Annotated in this window: 17 protein-coding genes and 1 tRNA gene; 6 read left to right on the forward strand and 12 right to left on the reverse strand. The window is 64.5% G+C overall.

The window, feature by feature from the left end; genetic code table 11:
* Window positions 1–52: 52 nt before the first annotated feature.
* The 6 genes from LCL94_RS06425 to LCL94_RS06450 all read right to left on the reverse strand — a co-directional run bounded on the left by LCL94_RS06425 (window position 53) and on the right by LCL94_RS06450 (window position 3,841).
* A complete protein-coding gene (locus LCL94_RS06425) occupies window positions 53–439 on the reverse strand; it encodes a GtrA family protein (RefSeq protein ID WP_224831488.1) in 387 nt (128 codons plus the stop codon).
* A gap of 28 nt (window positions 440–467) precedes the next feature.
* The gene (locus LCL94_RS06430; RefSeq protein ID WP_263611761.1) at window positions 468–2,045 is read right to left on the reverse strand and encodes an NAD(P)/FAD-dependent oxidoreductase; all 1,578 of its coding nucleotides are present in this window, start codon (window positions 2,043–2,045) and stop codon (window positions 468–470) included.
* A gap of 69 nt (window positions 2,046–2,114) precedes the next feature.
* The gene (locus tag LCL94_RS06435) at window positions 2,115–2,750 is read right to left on the reverse strand and encodes a PilZ domain-containing protein (RefSeq protein ID WP_224831490.1); all 636 of its coding nucleotides are present in this window, start codon (window positions 2,748–2,750) and stop codon (window positions 2,115–2,117) included.
* Window positions 2,751–2,909: 159 nt separating this feature from the next.
* Window positions 2,910–2,994 (reverse strand) — tRNA-Leu (locus tag LCL94_RS06440).
* Between the two features lie 63 nt (window positions 2,995–3,057).
* The gene (locus tag LCL94_RS06445; RefSeq protein ID WP_160608514.1) at window positions 3,058–3,339 is read right to left on the reverse strand and encodes an integration host factor subunit beta; all 282 of its coding nucleotides are present in this window, start codon (window positions 3,337–3,339) and stop codon (window positions 3,058–3,060) included.
* 160 nt (window positions 3,340–3,499) lie between these two features.
* The gene (locus tag LCL94_RS06450; RefSeq protein WP_160608515.1) at window positions 3,500–3,841 is read right to left on the reverse strand and encodes a GntR family transcriptional regulator; all 342 of its coding nucleotides are present in this window, start codon (window positions 3,839–3,841) and stop codon (window positions 3,500–3,502) included.
* Window positions 3,842–4,052: 211 nt separating this feature from the next.
* On the opposite strand from LCL94_RS06450, the gene LCL94_RS06455 reads away from it, so the two are divergent.
* The 5 genes from LCL94_RS06455 (at window position 4,053) to LCL94_RS06475 (ending at window position 9,608) form a co-directional block, all read left to right on the forward strand.
* Entirely contained in the window at window positions 4,053–5,624 is a 1,572-nt protein-coding gene (locus LCL94_RS06455) for a peptide MFS transporter (protein WP_224831491.1), read from the forward strand.
* 80 nt (window positions 5,625–5,704) lie between these two features.
* Window positions 5,705–7,075 carry an amidohydrolase gene (locus LCL94_RS06460; RefSeq protein WP_224831492.1) on the forward strand — a complete coding sequence of 457 codons (1,371 nt, stop codon included), beginning with the start codon at window positions 5,705–5,707 and terminating at the stop codon, window positions 7,073–7,075.
* Entirely contained in the window at window positions 7,072–8,364 is a 1,293-nt protein-coding gene (locus tag LCL94_RS06465; protein WP_224831493.1) for an amidohydrolase family protein, read from the forward strand. The genes LCL94_RS06460 and LCL94_RS06465 overlap by 4 nt, the downstream gene beginning before the upstream one ends.
* Window positions 8,361–8,870, forward strand: coding sequence for an FKBP-type peptidyl-prolyl cis-trans isomerase (locus LCL94_RS06470; protein WP_224831494.1), 510 nt, complete (start codon window positions 8,361–8,363; stop codon window positions 8,868–8,870). The genes LCL94_RS06465 and LCL94_RS06470 overlap by 4 nt, the downstream gene beginning before the upstream one ends.
* Before the next feature lie 57 nt (window positions 8,871–8,927).
* A complete protein-coding gene (locus LCL94_RS06475) occupies window positions 8,928–9,608 on the forward strand; it encodes an NnrU family protein (RefSeq protein ID WP_224831495.1) in 681 nt (226 codons plus the stop codon).
* 18 nt (window positions 9,609–9,626) lie between these two features.
* On the opposite strand, the gene LCL94_RS06480 is transcribed toward LCL94_RS06475, so the two are convergent.
* On the reverse strand, window positions 9,627–10,424 hold the full coding sequence (locus LCL94_RS06480) for a crotonase/enoyl-CoA hydratase family protein (RefSeq protein ID WP_224831496.1): 798 nt from the start codon (window positions 10,422–10,424) through the stop codon (window positions 9,627–9,629).
* Between the two features lie 106 nt (window positions 10,425–10,530).
* Here LCL94_RS06480 and LCL94_RS06485 point away from each other — a divergent pair, with 106 nt between their 5' ends.
* Window positions 10,531–10,881 carry a UrcA family protein gene (locus LCL94_RS06485; RefSeq protein ID WP_224831497.1) on the forward strand — a complete coding sequence of 117 codons (351 nt, stop codon included), beginning with the start codon at window positions 10,531–10,533 and terminating at the stop codon, window positions 10,879–10,881.
* Window positions 10,882–10,924: 43 nt separating this feature from the next.
* On the opposite strand, the gene dxs is transcribed toward LCL94_RS06485, so the two are convergent.
* The 5 genes from dxs to purH form a co-directional block, all read right to left on the reverse strand.
* Window positions 10,925–12,847 (reverse strand): 1-deoxy-D-xylulose-5-phosphate synthase, encoded by a 1,923-nt coding sequence (gene dxs, locus LCL94_RS06490; protein WP_224831498.1) that lies wholly within the window; start codon window positions 12,845–12,847, stop codon window positions 10,925–10,927.
* Window positions 12,848–12,918: 71 nt separating this feature from the next.
* Window positions 12,919–13,386 (reverse strand): Fur family transcriptional regulator, encoded by a 468-nt coding sequence (locus LCL94_RS06495; RefSeq protein WP_224831499.1) that lies wholly within the window; start codon window positions 13,384–13,386, stop codon window positions 12,919–12,921.
* Between the two features lie 36 nt (window positions 13,387–13,422).
* A complete protein-coding gene (gene msrA / locus LCL94_RS06500; protein ID WP_224831500.1) occupies window positions 13,423–14,103 on the reverse strand; it encodes a peptide-methionine (S)-S-oxide reductase MsrA in 681 nt (226 codons plus the stop codon).
* On the reverse strand, window positions 14,103–14,249 hold the full coding sequence (locus LCL94_RS06505) for a hypothetical protein (RefSeq protein ID WP_224831501.1): 147 nt from the start codon (window positions 14,247–14,249) through the stop codon (window positions 14,103–14,105). The genes msrA and LCL94_RS06505 overlap by 1 nt, the downstream gene beginning before the upstream one ends.
* Window positions 14,250–14,322: 73 nt before the next feature.
* Entirely contained in the window at window positions 14,323–15,909 is a 1,587-nt protein-coding gene (purH, locus tag LCL94_RS06510; protein ID WP_224831502.1) for a bifunctional phosphoribosylaminoimidazolecarboxamide formyltransferase/IMP cyclohydrolase, read from the reverse strand.
* Between the last annotated feature and the right edge of the window lie 7 nt (window positions 15,910–15,916).

The raw sequence follows: 15,916 nt of genomic DNA on the forward strand, positions 1-15,916 counted from the left end.
GGTAAACAAAGTGCAAATCCCGGCAAGCCAAACGGCCGTTCTCGCTCGAAATTCAAGGCTGGCGGAAGACGACCAGAAGACGCATGAGGAACACGCAGGCGAAGCTGGTGCCCATGGCCACCAGCTTGCCGAGGCGCGGATCGCTGCCCGCTTGCTCGAACGCCCAGACGATTCCCGCAGTCAGCAGCAGGCCAATCAGGGCCGAGATTGCAAAGAGAAGCTGCTGGCTTCCGCGGCGCCATCCCGGTGCCCCGAGCCTGTCTGGAAACACGAACCGACTGGACACGAACCAGTGGAGCACCATCCCGAGGATATATCCGGTCACCGCCGCCGCAACTGCGGGCACGCCGGCCTCGAACAGCACCAGGAAGCTGGCAAGGTCGACGACCGTGCCCGATGCACTGGCCACCACGTAGCGGGCGAGCCGCCAGCGTAACACTCTGGTGACAAGGCCGCGCGGCACCGCGTCAGGCGGACTTGCGCAACCGCTCGGGTACGTCGCGAACCGATGCGAGAGCAGCAGCCTGGTCATCACTGGGCTTGCGGTTCGGCAGGCCCGCCTCGGCGCCTTCGTCGCCGGCCTCGTGGTATTCCGCATCCTCGTTGACACACCATGTGTCGTAGACCCGCTCGCCTGCAAGAATGTTCTCGACGGTGAGCATGGCCGTCATCATGGCGTGGTCCTGGTTGTTGTAGCGATGCATCCCGTTCCGCCCCACGAGGTGGAGCGTGGGGTGCTTGGCTTCCAGTTCGCGGCGCATGGCGTCGACATTGGCGGCATAATCCTCGTCATAGACCGGATAGGCCTTTTCCTGGCGGACGACCGCGCCGCTTCTGACCTTGCGACGATCGACGAGGCCGAGGATTTCCATTTCGTCGGTGGCCAGCGAGACGAGGTCGGCGTCGTCCATCGACCACAGGCCGTCGCCTTCGAAGCAGAAATATTCCAGGCCCACGCAGGCCATGTCGGGATCGGGGATCATTTCCGGCGACCAGCTGCGGAAGTTCTGCACGCGGCCGACCTTCACCTTGCTGTCATGGATGTAGATCCAGTTGTCCGGGAAAAGGTCCTCGCCTTCGACCATCAGGGCCACGGTCAGGAAGTCGCGGTACTTCAGGTCGTTCGCCTGGACCGTGCTTTCGGGCAGCGGGTGCAGGCGCTTGGCCAGCTCTCGCATGGGAGCCGAACTGATCGCATGGTCAGCCTCGATCACGATCTCGCCTTCGGGACCACGCGCGCTGAGGCGCCAGCCGCCCTTGCCGTCGCTTGCCAACTGGCCGAGCGCATGGCCCATCAGCACCTGGCCCCGTCCGCTGGCGACAACCTTGTCGCGCGCAGCATCCCACATCATGCCGGGTCCGAGCCGCGGATAGCGGAAGGTCTCGAGCAGGGTCTTGGTCGCCATGCCGTCATTGGGCTTCTTGTTGAGGCCGAGACTGCGTTTCAGCCCGTCCATCACCGCGCTCCAGAGCGACAGACCCTTGATGCGCTGCGCCGCCCAGTCCGCGCTCATCTCGTCGCAGGGCATGCCCCACACCTTTTCGGTATAGGTCTTGAAGAAGATCGAATAGAGCCGCTTGCCGAACTGGTTGGTTGTCCAGTCCTCGAAGCTTTTCACCTCGCGGATCGGGAACAGCTTGTAGCGCAGGTAGCTCGCCATGCAGACAGTCGAGCGCAGGATGCCGAGGTTCCACAGCGCCTCGAAGGCGCGCAGCGGGTAGCTGTAGAACTTGCCCTTGTAGTAGATCCGGCTCATGCGCGGGCGCTGGATGAAATCCTCTTCTCCGAGTATTTCGTTCCACATGTCGACGACCTGGGCGCTTTTCGAAAAGAAGCGATGCCCGCCGATGTCGAAGCGATAACCCTCGTGCTCTACGGTGCGACTGATACCGCCGACATAGACCGGGTCCTTCTCGATAACGGCGACGCTTTTGCCCTGCTTTGTCAGCAGATAGGCAGCCGTAAGGCCAGCCGGCCCCGCCCCGATAATGGCGACGTCGACCTTCAGCGCATTCACACTCGTATTCATTGAAACCCCCGGCATCTTCTTTGCCAGAAGTGAACGAAAACGGTTAGCGTAAAGTTAATTGGCCGGCTGTCCCGCCGGAATAATTCAGCGCGACCCGGTGTCGAGCATCATCGGGCACTGCACGGCGGCCGCCATGATGGCGAATTCGCGCAGCGAGAAAGTATTCTCGAATACGAGGCCGTAATTGCTGTCGCGGCGCCAGCGCACCTTGGCGCGGGTGTCGTTGAACCCTTCGCCCTCGACCTTGAGAATCTGGTCGATCGCGAACACGGCATCGCATTCGACGCGTGCGCCCTGCTGCGAGATGTTCAGCGTCACCGCTTCTGCCGACTGGGTCAGCGAGGACAGCTTGAGCGGAATGGCGATGTTGAGGCGCAACTGGCGCTTGGGGTAATTCCAGGTTTCGTGGACCAGGCGTTCCACCACTACGGGCGTCTTGAAGCGGTAGCTGCCCTCTGTCCCGTTGGCGCGCACCTGCACGATTTCGTAGCTTTCGCCGTTCTGCAACTCGAGCGCCAGAGTGGGATCGGTCGGAAGGGCATGGAAGGCGCGGATCGAGATGCCGGTCGAGGACACGTCGCGCACCACGCAGAGAAATTCCCCCTGCCCGCACACGAGCTTGGCGGACCGGATCAGCGAGGTGTAGCGCGGCGCACCGCGCTGTTCGCTGTCGACATAGGTCTGGTTGCTGTCGCTGCCGATGGCGGCCGAATAGTCCATGCGTTTCAAAACTCCCAAGAACCCGGCGTTCCCCGTGCCGGCTTTCGTCTTGGCCTTGCGCCCCTTTGAACGGCCCTATTAGCCGTCTAGGTATTAACACCGCGATAAAGGGCATTGCTTCACAGGCAACGCCGCGCGGCACAGACGTTCGGGAGTTGATGGTGCGGGTGGTGGGACTCGAACCCACACGATCAAGGATCAGGGGATTTTAAGTCCCCGGCGTCTACCATTCCGCCACACCCGCGCAGCAGAAGGGCGTGCTAGAGGGATGCGGGCCGCGCCGCAATCGCCAAGCAGCGTGACGGGACTATTGCTCGTTCAGGCGCTCGCGCATGTCCTTGCCGGGCTTGAAATAGGGCACGCGCTTGGCGGGTACCTCCACCGTTTCGCCGGTACGCGGATTGCGACCCTGGCGCGCCTGGCGCTCGCGGGTCGAAAAGGCTCCGAAGCCGCGCAGTTCGATGCGGCCGCCTTCTGCAAGGCGCTGGGCCAGTTCCTCGAAGAAGATATCGACGACCTGCTCGACCTCTTCCGGTCGCAGGTCGGGATTTTCTTCCGCAAGGGCTGCGAGCAATTCGGATCGAATCATGTTCAGGCTCCCTCGAGCGTGCGCGCGGCGGCGCTTTCCCCTGTTGTTTTATGCGACCCCTGCCACGCCAGACCCCCTGCGCAGCGGAAAAACCCTGCCAGAAGGACTCGAGTATGGCAATTGTTAATACCCGCCCGAGGGTTAGGACGGCATTTCGGGGTCAGGTGCGCTCGAGCAGCTCTTCCGGCGCAATGCCCAGCCGCTTCATCCGCCCGCGGATTTCCGGCCATTCCTGCTTGAGGAAGGTTTCGCGCTCACGCTTGCGCAGCGTTTCGGCTGCGCCGCGCGCGACATACATGCCGACCCCGCGTTGCACTTCGACAAGGCCGTCTGCCTGGAATTGCTGGTAGGCCTTGGCCACCGTCAGCGGATTGGCGCCTTGCTCCGCAGCCAGCGCGCGCACCGAGGGAAGCATTTCTTCCTCGCGGTAACGGCCGTCGATGATGGCTGCGGCGATCATGTCGCGCAGCTTGAGATAGACGGGCTTGCTCTGGTTGCTCATGGCGGGTCCCCGAATTGTCGTATAGTGCATCAGTGCCATAATACAGCGCGGCGCGCAAGGTTCCCGAAGCGCGGTTTCGTTCATGCAGGCGCAAGCTGGTCGCGTTTGTAACTAAGGCTTCACATAGCCGCAGATGCCGCTAGGGTGCGCGCATCTTCGGGGAGGAGGCCTGTCCGGCCTCCGCGTATACTTACGAGAGGGTTTGCCACACATGGCCACAACGCAACCGGTTCACGGGGATTCGGCAGGGACTATCCTTGGCCACCCCAAGGGACTTTTCGTCCTGTTCTTCGCCGAAATGTGGGAGCGTTTCTCCTACTACGGCATGCGCGCGCTGCTCATTTTCTACCTCACCAAGCACTGGCTGTTTTCCGACAGCGATGCAGGCGTCATCTACGGTGCCTACACCGCGCTGGTCTACATCACGCCCGTGGTCGGCGGCTACCTGGCCGACAAGTACCTGGGGCAGAGAAAGGCAGTCCTCTTCGGCGCCGTCCTGTTGACGCTGGGCCACTTCTTCATGGCCTTCGAAGGTCAGCCGGGCGCAGGCACGGAAAACAATCCGGTCGTCTACGTCTTCTGGTTGGCCCTCGCGCTCATCATCGTGGGCTCGGGCTTCCTCAAGGCGAACATCTCGGTGATCGTCGGCCAGCTCTACCCGCGCACCGACACCCGCCGCGATGCTGCCTACACCATCTTCTACATGGGCATTAACCTGGGCGCCGCGATCGGCTCGCTGCTGTGCGGCTACATCGGCGAAACCTACGGCTGGGCCTACGGCTTCGGCCTTGCCGGCATCGGCATGCTGCTCGGCCTCGTCGTCTTCGTCTGGGGCAAGCCGCTGCTGCTCGGCCGCGGCGAACCGCCCAAGCCGCTCGCCAAGGGTACCGAATGGACCATGTACGGCGCCGGCATTGCCATGGTCGGCCTGTGCTGGCTGGCCATCCAGTACCAGGACCTGGTCGGCTGGGTCCTGTTCATCTTCGGCGGCGCACTGGTTGCCTACGTGCTGTTCACCGCAGTGTTCAAGCTGCCGTCCGAGGAACGCGACCGCATCCTGGCCGCGCTCTTCCTGATCCTCACCTCGATCGTCTTCTGGGCACTGTTCGAACAGGCGGGCTCCTCGCTCAACCTGTTCACCGACCGCCACGTCGACCGCGGCGGGGTTCCGGCCTCGGTCTTCCAGTCGATCAATGCGATCTACATCATCCTGCTGGCTCCGGTCTTCGCCGTGGTCTGGCAGACGCTTGGCCGCAAGGGGCTGGAGCCCAGCGCTCCGCTCAAGTTCGGCATGGGCGTGGTGCAGGTGGGTCTCGGCTTCCTCGTCCTCGTCTGGGGCGCGGCGAGCGTGGGTCCGGAAGTCGCCGTACCGGTCGCTTTCATCTTCCTGATCTACCTGCTGCACACGACTGGCGAGCTTTGCCTGTCGCCGGTCGGCCTGTCGGCGATGAACCGCCTGGCCCCGGCGCACATGGCTTCGCTGATCATGGGCACCTGGTTCTTCGCTTCGGCCACCGGTAACTTCGCTGCCGGCCTGATCGCTTCGGCGACCGGCGCAGAAGGGGTCGGCGAGGAAGCGGGCCGCCAGGTCGTGCTCGACGTCTACTCGACGGTCGGCTGGTATGCGGTCGGCATCGGTGTCGCGGTCATGGTCATCAGCCCGCTGATCAAGCACCTGATGCACCTCGACACGCTCAAGGACGACAGTATCGAAGGCCAGGCCGAATTCCCGGCCGAAGCGCAGGCCGCGGGGGTCCACCCCGAGACCAAGTCGCAGGGCTAAGCCAACGACAATCGAAAGGGCGCGGAGCGATCCGCGCCCTTTTTCTTTGCAACATCGCCGCTTCGCGGCATGAGGGGCACATGAGGAAATCGATCAAGACTATCGCCGCAGGCACGCTGGCCATCGCGCTCGCCGCCTGTTCGACCACCGGGCAGACCGACACCAAGAGCGCCAGCAGCGCGCCGGCAAAGACGGAAACGCCCTTCCCTTCGACCTACACGCCCTATCCGGGCGCACCGACCGCGCTCGTCAATGCGACGATCTTTGATGGCAAGGGCGGCAGGATCGACAATGGCACGGTCTTCTTCAGCGGCGGCAAGATCGTCTCGATCGGCGGCCCGGACACGCCTGTCCCTGCCGACATCGCGGTGTTCGACGGTACCGGCAAGTTCGTGACCCCGGGTATCATCGATATCCACTCGCACCTCGGCGACTATCCCACCCCTTCGGTACAGGCGCATTCGGACGGTAACGAGGCGACCAGCCCGACCACGCCCGAAGTCTGGGCGGAACATTCCGTCTGGCCGCAGGATCCGGGCTTCACCCGCGCGCTCGCCAATGGCGGCGTGACCTCGCTGCAGATCCTGCCCGGCTCGGCCAATCTGATGGGCGGGCGTTCCGCCACGCTCAAGAACGTGCCCGCGCGCACGGTGCAGGGGATGAAGTTTCCCGATGCGCCTTACGGCTTCAAGATGGCCTGCGGCGAGAACCCGAAGCGCGTCTATGGCGGTCGCGGCCGGATGCCCTCGACCCGCATGGGCAATTTCGCGGTCAACCGGCAGACCTGGCTCGATGCCAAGGCCTATGACGGCAAGAAGCGCGACCTCGCCAAGGAAACGCTGAAGGGCGTGCTGGACGGCGAGATCCTCGTCCACAACCACTGCTACCGCGCCGACGAGATGGCCCTCGTCCTCGATATGGCGAAGGAGATGGGCTACAAGGTCAGCGCCTTCCACCACGCGGTCGAAGCCTACAAGATCGGCGACCTGCTGCGCGAAAACGACGTTTGCAGCGCGATCTGGGCCGACTGGTACGGCTTCAAGATGGAGAGCTACGACGGCATTCTCGAAAACGCGGCCTTCCTCCAGCGCGAAGATGCCTGCGTTGTCATCCACTCCGACGATGCCAACGGCATCCAGCGCCTCAACCAGGAAGCGGCCAAGGCGCAGGCCGCAGGCAAGCGCGTGGGCATCGACATCTCCGATGCGCAGGTCATCCGCTGGATCACGTTGAACCCCGCCAAGGCGATGGGAATCGACGGCATGACCGGCAGCCTCGAGGCCGGCAAGATGGCCGACGTCGTGCTGTGGAACGGCGATCCGCTGTCGGTCTATTCGCGGCCCGAGAAGGTCTGGATCGACGGGGCGCTGATGTTCGATGCCATGGATCGCAAGCGCCGACCGGTGAGCGATTTCGAGCTTGGCCAGCCCGGTGAAGGAGACGTGAAATGAAGCGCGCCCTGACCCTCGCGGCGAGCGTGCTCGCCCTTGCCGCAGCGCCTGCCGCCGCGCAGGATTTCGTCATCACCAACGCCACTCTCGCCACCGGCGACGGGAGCGAACCGATCGAACGCGGCGTGGTCGTCGTCGACGATGGCAAGGTCGCCTATGCGGGCCCGCAGGCAGGCGCCGGCGCTTTCGAAACGGACACCGTTTACGACGTGGCTGGGGCCTGGGTGACGCCCGGGCTCGTCGCTACCGTCACCACGCTCGGCCTCGCTGATGTTTCGGGCGTGAGCGAATCGAACGACGTGCGTCCGGGCAGCTCGCCCTTCAACGCGGCGCTCGATGTCGCACCGGCGATCAACCCCTCCTCTCAGCACATCCTTGTGCACCGGGCCGCGGGCATCACGCGCGCGGCGACCGTCACCTCGCCGGCAGGCTCGATCTTCGGCGGACAGGGCGCGATCATCGACCTCGGCGCCGACGGCCAGCCCGTGACGCGGGCCAAGGCCTTCCAGGTCGTCGCCTTCGGTGAAGGCGGTGCGCGGCTTGCAGGGGGCAGCCGCGTTGCGACCTATGTCGCTTTCGCCAATGCCCTGCGCGAAGCACAGGATTTTGGCCGCGGCCGGTGGGACGCGGAAAGTGCCATGCTGACCCGCGCCGATGCCGAGGCCCTAGGGCCGGTAGTGGCTGGCGAGCAGGCGCTTTACGTTTCCGTCGAACGCGCTTCGGACATCCGCAGCGTGCTGGGCCTCAAGCGCGATTTCCCGCGTCTCGACCTGGTGCTGGTCGGCGCCAGCGAAGGCTGGCTCGTCGCGCGCGAGATTGCGGCAGCAGGCGTGCCCGTCATTGCAGACGGCCTCGACGATTTGCCCAACAGTTTCGAGGAGCTGGCAAGCACCCAGTCCAATGTGGGGCGCCTCGCCAAGGCAGGCGTCAAGGTGGCGATCAACGCCGCCACGATGGAGAACCCGCGCAACCTCAACCAGTATGCAGGCAACCTCGTCGCCCTGGCCCGTGTCCCGGGCGCGGACGGCCTCAGCTGGGGGCAGGCCTTTGCCGCGATCAGCTCGGTGCCGGCCTCGATCAGCGGGCTCGGCGGAAAGGCCGGTGTGCTGGCCCCCGGTGCGATGGGCGACGTGGTGATCTGGGACGGTGACCCGCTGGAAGTCGGCTCCGTGCCCACCAAGGTCTTCATCGACGGTGTCGAGCAGCCGCTCGACAACCACCAGACGCGCCTGCGCGACCGTTACCGCGAGCTCGACGAGAGCCGCCTGCCGGAGGCGTTCGACTGGTGAGCCTGCCCAAGGAAATGCGCACCACCCTGCTTGCGCTGGGCGGCGCCTTCGTGGCCGTGGCGGGTTTCGCCGCGACCGCGCAGGATGCTCCGCCCGACAGGTCGCAGGACATCGCCTGGATGAACGCGCAGCAGGCCTATCTCGCCGCGCTCAAGCCCGAGGATGGCTGGCGCTACATGGAAGGCGGCCTCTACTGGCGGTATCTCGAATATGCCGGCAGCACCGAAAAGCCGCGCGTGATCGACCTGGTGACGGTGCATTACGCCGGCACCTTCATCGATGGCGGAACCTTCGATTCGAGCTACGATCGCGGAGAGCCCGTGACCTTCCCGCTCGGCCGCCTGATCAAGGCATGGCAGATGGCCATTCCCGAAATGGGCGTGGGCGACACGATCGAGATCGCGGCCCCGGCGGATCTGGCTTACGGGTCGCAGGGCAAGGGGCCGATACCCGGCGGCGCGACGCTTGTGTTCAAGGTGAAACTGCTCGGCATCGAAAAGCAGTAATTGCCAAATAAGTTTTTATTTGCTACTTAGTTTCGTGCCGCCTCGGGGGAGAGTGCCATGGAACTGCTGACCAATCTCGTTGCCGCGTCGATCGCTTTCGTCGGCACGCATTTTGCCTTGTCGCATCCGCTGCGCGCACCGTTGGTCGCGAGGCTGGGCGAGAATGGCTTTCGCGGCCTCTATTCGCTCGTCTCGCTGGCGACCTTCGCCTGGATGGTGCTCGCCTATCGCGATGCCGGGCCCGGAGGCGCGGCCTTGTGGAACGGGATGGGCGAAGCGACTTGGGGCATCGCCAGCATCCTGATGCTGGTCGCATCGGTCCTGCTTGCCGGATCCTTCGTGAAAAACCCCGCGCTTCCCGACCCGCGCGCAGCCGCCCACGCCGCCGAAGGGGTGCACGGCGTCTTCCATGTCACGCGTCATCCCATGATGTGGAGCTTTGCGCTGTGGGCGCTGGTGCACATCATGCTCAGCCCCACCCCGCGCCAGTTGGTGCTCGCCGGCTCGCTCGGCTTCCTCGCGCTCGTCGGGGCGCATATGCAGGACCGCAAGAAGGAAGTGCTGATGGGAGATGCCTGGGCAGGATGGGAAGCGCAGACCAGCTACTGGCCGCGCGTGTCGGGGTTTGCCAAGGCCGGGGGCGCAGCGTGGGCTGGCGGGGTCGCCATCTGGCTCGCGGCGACCTATGGGCACATCCACGCGATCGGCATACCTGCAGGCGTCTGGCGCTGGTTCTAGGGCCCCAGGCCGCGCGACCTATTCGCCGGTGAACCTTGGCACGCGCTTTTCGATCAGCGCGTCGACGCCTTCCATGTGGTCGCGCGTGGAATGCATCAGCGCCTGTGCATTGGCTGCCATTTCCAGCGCGGCGTCGTAGCTGGTCGAGCGCCCCTGCCGCATGAGGTTTTTGGCTTGCCGCAGGGCGTGCGGCGGCATTGCTGCGACCCTGCCTGCGAGCGCTGCGGCCTCGTCCATTAGCGCGTCATGGTCCACGACCCGGCTGACAAGGCCCCAGTCGAGCGCAGTGGCCGCGTCGATCACGTCTCCGGTATAGAACAGCTCCGCCGCGCGCGCCTCGCCGATGATGCGCGGCAGGATCCATGTGCCACCATCGCCCGGGATGATACCGAGCTTGAGGAAGGTGACACCGAATTTCGCCTTCTCGCTCGCGATGCGCATGTCGGCAAGGCAGGCAAGGTCGCAGCCCAATCCGATGGCCGGCCCGTTCACCGCCGCGATCAGCGGGACGCGCAGCGAATAGAGTGCGCGCAGGATCTTGTGGATGTTGTTCCTGTAGCCGTCGGCGATTTCGGGCGCGGTCCCGCCGAAATTGCCGGTCTTGTCCTTCATCGCCTTGATGTCGCCGCCCGCACTGAAGGCGCGGCCCGCACCGGTCAGAATGACGCAGCGCACGTCCATGTCTGCATTGATGGCATCGCAGGCCGCCGCGAAAGCATCACCGTCGCCTGCCGCGCCGAGCGGGTTCATGCTGTCCGGTCGGTTGAGCGTCAGCGTGGTGACGTGGTCGGCGCATTTGATCTGAAGCAATGACATGGAGGGCGCTTCCTTTCAGCCTGCTCATGCCAGCCGCCGGTTGGTTCGTCACCACAAACCGGCGGGAAGGGCCGATGCCCTTAACGCAAGCGAAGGAGTGACCGATATGAGAACCCGCACCATAGCCTTGCCGATCCTTTCCGCGATCGGCCTGCTCGGCATCACTGCACCCGCAACGGCGCAGGAGCCGGACATCGTCGTTACGGCTCCCAGCAACCTCCCGCCGGGAACGGATCCCGTGAGCAAGGTGGTCGCCATCGCCGATCTCGACCTTTCGAGCGAGCAGGGTGAGGCCGAGATGAAGAAACGTGTCGAGGCAGCGATCAAGCAGATTTGCTGGTCGCACCCCAAGCCTGCACGTTGGCAGGTCAAGGATAGCGAAGAATGCGACGCGTTTGCCCGTGAAGGGGTGCAGCCGCAGATGGATGCAGCCCTGGCACGCGCCAAGGGTTCGTGAGGAAGCGGGGCAATGTCAGCCCCGCCCGTAGACACTCACTAGCTTAGGCCCGCGCCTCTTCGACGCCTGCCGAATTGTGGCGCAGGGCCTTGAGCGCGGTGTCGACGATATGCGGCGCGTTGAGGCCCGCCTCGTCATACTGCTTCACCGGATCGTCCTGGTCCTGGAAGATGTCGGGCAGGCGCATGGTGCGCACCTTCAGCCCCGCATCGGTCAGGCCGGCGTCGCTGGCAAACGTGAGGACATGCGCGCCGAGGCCGCCGACGGCCCCTTCCTCGATCGTCACGACGACCTCGTGGGTACGCATCAGCTTCTCGATCAGCTCGGTATCGAGCGGCTTGGCAAAGCGCATGTCGGCAACGGTGGTCGACAGGCCCTTGGCCTCCAGCTGGTCGGCAGCCTTCTTCGCCTCTTCGAGACGCGCGCCGAGCGAGAGGATGGCGACCTTGGTGCCTTCACGCACCACGCGGCCCTTGCCGATTTCCAGCTTTTGCAGCTGCTCGGGAATTTCGACGCCGGTGCCTGACCCACGCGGATAGCGGAAGGCGATCGGACCGTCGTCATATTCGGCGGCTGTATAGGTCATGTGCGCCAGCTCCGCCTCGTCGGCGGCGGCCATCACCACCATGTTCGGCAAAGTGGCGAGATAGGCGATGTCGAAGGCGCCAGCGTGCGTGCAGCCGTCCGCACCCACCAGCCCTGCGCGGTCGATGGCGAAGCGCACGGGCAGGTTCTGGATCGCCACGTCGTGCACGACCTGGTCGTAGGCGCGCTGGAGGAAGGTCGAATAGATCGCCGCGAAGGGGCGCATGCCCTGTGCCGCGAGGCCCGCAGCGAAAGTGACGCCGTGCTGTTCAGCAATGCCGACGTCGAACGCCTTGTCCGGATGCGCCTTGGCGAACTTGTCGACGCCCGTACCGCTCGGCATGGCGGCAGTGATGGCGCAGATGCGCGGGTCGGTATCGGCAAGCTTGGCCAGCGTTTCGCCGAAGACGTTCTGATAGGCGGGCGGTCCGCCCGACGACTTCTTCTGCTCGCCCGTGACAACGTCGAACTTGGCGACACCGTGATACTTGTCGGCGCTGTTTTCGGCCGGGGCGTAGCCCTTGCCCTTCTGCGTGACGACGTGGATCAGGACCGGGCCCTGCTCGCTGTCGCGCACGTTCTCCAGCACCGGGATGAGGTGGTCGAGATTGTGCCCGTCGATCGGGCCGACGTAGTAGAAGCCGAGCTCTTCGAACAGCGTGCCTCCAGTGACCATGCCGCGGGCGTATTCTTCCGCCTTTTCCAGTCCGTCATGGACCTTGCGGCTGAGCTTTTTCGAAAGGCGCGAGGCAAGGCTCCGCAGGCCGAGATACTCGCTGCTCGACACGGTGCGGGCGAGATAGGCCGACAAGCCGCCAACGGGCGGGGCGATCGACATGTCGTTATCGTTGAGGATCACGATCAGGCGGTTTCCGGCCGCCTCGGCATTGTTCATCGCCTCGTAGGCCATGCCCGCACTCATCGCGCCGTCGCCGATGACCGCGATGCCGCGACCCGGCTTGCCCAGCATCTTGTTGGCCATGGCAAAGCCAAGCGCCGCGCTGATCGAGGTCGAGGAATGCGCCGCGCCGAAGGGATCGTATTCGCTTTCGGCGCGCTTGGTGAAGCCGGACAGGCCGCCGCCCTGGCGCAACGTGCGGATACGGTCGCGCCGGCCAGTGAGGATCTTGTGCGGGTAGCACTGGTGCCCCACGTCCCACACCAGCTTGTCTTCCGGAGTGTTGAAAACGTAATGGATTGCGGTGGTCAGCTCGACCACGCCAAGGCCCGAACCGAGGTGCCCGCCGGTGGTCCCAACGGCATCGATCATTTCGGCACGCAATTCGTCCGAAAGCTGGCGGAGCTGCGATTTGTCGAGTTTGCGGAGGTCGGCCGGATAATCGACCGTATCCAGCAGCGGCGTGTGAGGGCGCGTCGTCATGAAAGCGGCCTTACACGCGGCAATCGAAACTGTCGATGAACGCTTTATCGCTCATATCGCACGGCTCGTCGTCACGCGGCACATTCGTCGCACAGGCCGCGCAGTTCCACCACGGGCCGCACGTCGGTAAAGCCTGCATCCTTGCCAGCTTCGCGCAGGGCGCCGGTGACGCGATCGTCATCGATATGCATGGCCTTCCCGCAATCGTCGCAGATGAGGAAAATGCAGTCGTGCCGGCATCCCGGGTGCGTGTTGACGAGATAGGCGTTTGCGCTCTCGATCCGGTTGGCAAGGTTGGTCCGCACGAACAGGTCGAGAATCCGGTAGACGCTGTTGGGCGCAACCCGCTTACCGCGCGCCGCCGACAGATTGTCCGCAATGTCGTAGGCGCTGGCGGGCTTTTCGTGCCGCGCGAGTTCCTCGAACACCGATTGGCGCATGCCCGTCCACTGCTCGCCGGCATCGGTCAGCGTGTGACGGGCGGCGTCGATCAGGGCGTCGCCGGAATGTTCCTTGTGGGCGTGTACGTGCTTGGCCATGCGGGAGAGGTAAGCGCCCCTCCTGCCCTGCGCAAGCTAGTTGCGGCGGAACTCGGCCCGGTACTGAGAGGGGTAGAGCCGCTTGAGCGCGGCAACCTTCGGCGCGTCCCAGCGCAGGATATAGGGATGGCGCGGATTCTTCGCTGCGAAATCCTGATGATAGGTCTCGGCCGGATAGAATGCCTGCGAGCGCACGATGTCGGTGACGATCGGGCGCGACCATTTGCCGCTCGCCTTCATCTGGGCGAGATAAGCCTTGGCGACGGCCAGCTGTTCGGCGGACATCGGAACCAGTTCGGCATTGTAATGCGCGCCGCGATCAGGGCCCTGCCGGTCCTTAAGAGTCGGATCGGCAATTACCGAGAAGAAGATGCGCAGCAGTTCGTCATAGCGAATGACCGATGGATCGTAGGTGACCTTCACCGATTCGACATGGTCGGTGACGCCCGACGAAACCAGCTTGTAATCGGCCTGCCGCGCGGTTCCGCCGTGGTATCCGGAAACGGCGCTGGTGACGCCCTTGGTGTGGCTAAAGACAGCTTCGACACCCCAGAAACAGCCGCCTGCGAAAATGGCGGTCTTGAGGCCCTTGCCCTCTTTCGCGAATCGCTTGGCGGCGGGGGCCTCGACCACGCTTTCGGCAGCGAGGGCGGGCTCCTGGCAGGCCGAAACCGCGAGAAGCGCGATTGCAGCGAGGCCGGAAGCGAAGCTGCGCATCAGAGCAGGGCGGGGATCGCCGCGATCAGCGCGTGGCCATTGGAGGCGGCAACGAGGGCGGCGCCGGCAAGAAAGCCGATGCCGAAGTTGCGATAGAGGTCGGAGCTGAAGAGGTTCATGGCAGGTCTTTCGGTACGCTTGCCCATCTGGTTACAGGCGTTCCGATTGCAACAGGGTTAATGCGATGGTTGTAATTCGTTCAGGCGATCAGCCGGGTCCTCAGTGCCTGAAATGGCGCATCCCGGTGAAGACCATCGCGAGCCCCCGCTCGTCGGCGGCAGCGATAACTTCCTCGTCGCGGATCGAACCGCCGGGCTGGATAATCGCGGTTGCGCCTGCCTCGGCTGCTGCGAGCAAGCCGTCTGCGAAGGGGAAAAATGCGTCGGAGGCGACGGCGCTGCCGACAGTGCGGCTCTGGTCCCAGCCATACTTCTCGGCCGCTTCGGCAGCCTTCATCGCTGCAATGCGCGAGCTGTCGCGGCGGTTCATCTGCCCCGCGCCGATGCCTGCGGTCGCACCGTCCTTGGCATAGACGATGGCGTTCGACTTGACGTGGCGCGCCACGGTCCAGGCGAACAGGCAGTCCTTCAGTTCCTGGTCCGTCGGAGCGCGCTGGGTCACGACCTTGAGATCGGCCTCGGTGATGGCACCATTGTCGCGCGTCTGGACCAGCAGGCCGCCGGTGATCGGCTTGACCAGCAGGCCGCCGCGGCGCGGATCGGGCAGGTCGCCGGTGACGAGCAGGCGCAGGTTTTTCTTTCTGGCGAAAGCGGCCTTGGCTTCCTCACTCACTGAAGGAGCGATGACGACCTCGGTGAATATCTCGCAGATCGCTTCCGCAGTCGGACCGTCCAATTCGGTGTTCACCGCGACGATGCCGCCGAAAGCCGACACGCTGTCGCAGGCAAGCGCTTCGTTCCATGCCTCGAGCAGGCTCGAGGCCTGCGCCACGCCGCAGGGGTTGGCGTGCTTGACGATCACCACCGCGGGCTCGCCGCCTGCAAATTCGGCGCACAGTTCAAGCGCCGCATCGGCATCGTTGTAATTGTTGTAGCTGAGTTCCTTGCCCTGCAGCTGTTCGGCCTGCGCGATGCCGCGCCCGTGCGGACCTGCCGGCGTGTAGAGCGCCGCCTTCTGGTGCGGGTTCTCGCCATACCGCAGTTCGACAGGAGCCTTGCCGTTGACGGCGAGGAAGTCGGGGAACAGCTGCTGCTGGTCGGCAAAGGCGAACCACTGGCTGATCATGCTGTCGTAGGCGGCCGTGGCGGCAAAGGCCTTGGCCGCGCACTTGCGGCGGAATTCCAGCGTGGTGGCACCGGTCGCTTCCAGTTCGGCGACGAGCGTGCCGTAATCGGCAGGATCGGTCACGATAGTGACGAACTGGTGGTTCTTGGCCGCCGAACGGACCATCGAAGGGCCGCCGATATCGATGTTCTCGATGATCTCGTCGCGCTCTGCACCGCGCATCACGGTCGCCTCGAACGGGTAGAGATTGACCACCACGAGATCGATTGCGCCGATGCCGTGTTCGTCCATGGCGGCGGCGTGTTCGGGATTGTCGCGCACGGCCAGAAGGCCGCCGTGGACCATCGGGTGCAGCGTCTTCACCCGACCATCCATCATCTCGGGGAAGCCGGTGAGGTCGGAGACGTCACGCACCTCGAGACCCGCTTCGCGCAGAGCCTTGGCAGTGCCGCCGGTCGACACCAGTTCCACGCCGCGCGCGGCCAGCGCCTTGCCCAGATCCACCAATCCGCTCTTGTCGGACACCGACAGCAGTGCCCGCTTGATCGCCACTTCGCTCACGTGAAAA

The organism is Qipengyuania gaetbuli, assembly GCF_020171365.1.
GTDB lineage: Bacteria > Pseudomonadota > Alphaproteobacteria > Sphingomonadales > Sphingomonadaceae > Qipengyuania > Qipengyuania gaetbuli_B.

Coding starts and splice junctions, on each gene's coding strand:
- LCL94_RS06430 (WP_263611761.1), bottom strand. CDS start 2,045: ATGCCGGGGGTTTCAATGAATACGAGTGTGAATGCGCTGAAGGTCGAC.
- LCL94_RS06435 (WP_224831490.1), bottom strand. CDS start 2,750: ATGGACTATTCGGCCGCCATCGGCAGCGACAGCAACCAGACCTATGTC.
- LCL94_RS06445 (WP_160608514.1), bottom strand. CDS start 3,339: ATGATTCGATCCGAATTGCTCGCAGCCCTTGCGGAAGAAAATCCCGAC.
- LCL94_RS06450 (WP_160608515.1), bottom strand. CDS start 3,841: ATGAGCAACCAGAGCAAGCCCGTCTATCTCAAGCTGCGCGACATGATC.
- LCL94_RS06455 (WP_224831491.1), top strand. CDS start 4,053: ATGGCCACAACGCAACCGGTTCACGGGGATTCGGCAGGGACTATCCTT.
- LCL94_RS06460 (WP_224831492.1), top strand. CDS start 5,705: ATGAGGAAATCGATCAAGACTATCGCCGCAGGCACGCTGGCCATCGCG.
- LCL94_RS06465 (WP_224831493.1), top strand. CDS start 7,072: ATGAAGCGCGCCCTGACCCTCGCGGCGAGCGTGCTCGCCCTTGCCGCA.
- LCL94_RS06475 (WP_224831495.1), top strand. CDS start 8,928: ATGGAACTGCTGACCAATCTCGTTGCCGCGTCGATCGCTTTCGTCGGC.
- LCL94_RS06480 (WP_224831496.1), bottom strand. CDS start 10,424: ATGTCATTGCTTCAGATCAAATGCGCCGACCACGTCACCACGCTGACG.
- LCL94_RS06485 (WP_224831497.1), top strand. CDS start 10,531: ATGAGAACCCGCACCATAGCCTTGCCGATCCTTTCCGCGATCGGCCTG.
- dxs (WP_224831498.1), bottom strand. CDS start 12,847: ATGACGACGCGCCCTCACACGCCGCTGCTGGATACGGTCGATTATCCG.
- LCL94_RS06495 (WP_224831499.1), bottom strand. CDS start 13,386: ATGGCCAAGCACGTACACGCCCACAAGGAACATTCCGGCGACGCCCTG.
- msrA (WP_224831500.1), bottom strand. CDS start 14,103: ATGCGCAGCTTCGCTTCCGGCCTCGCTGCAATCGCGCTTCTCGCGGTT.
- LCL94_RS06505 (WP_224831501.1), bottom strand. CDS start 14,249: ATGGGCAAGCGTACCGAAAGACCTGCCATGAACCTCTTCAGCTCCGAC.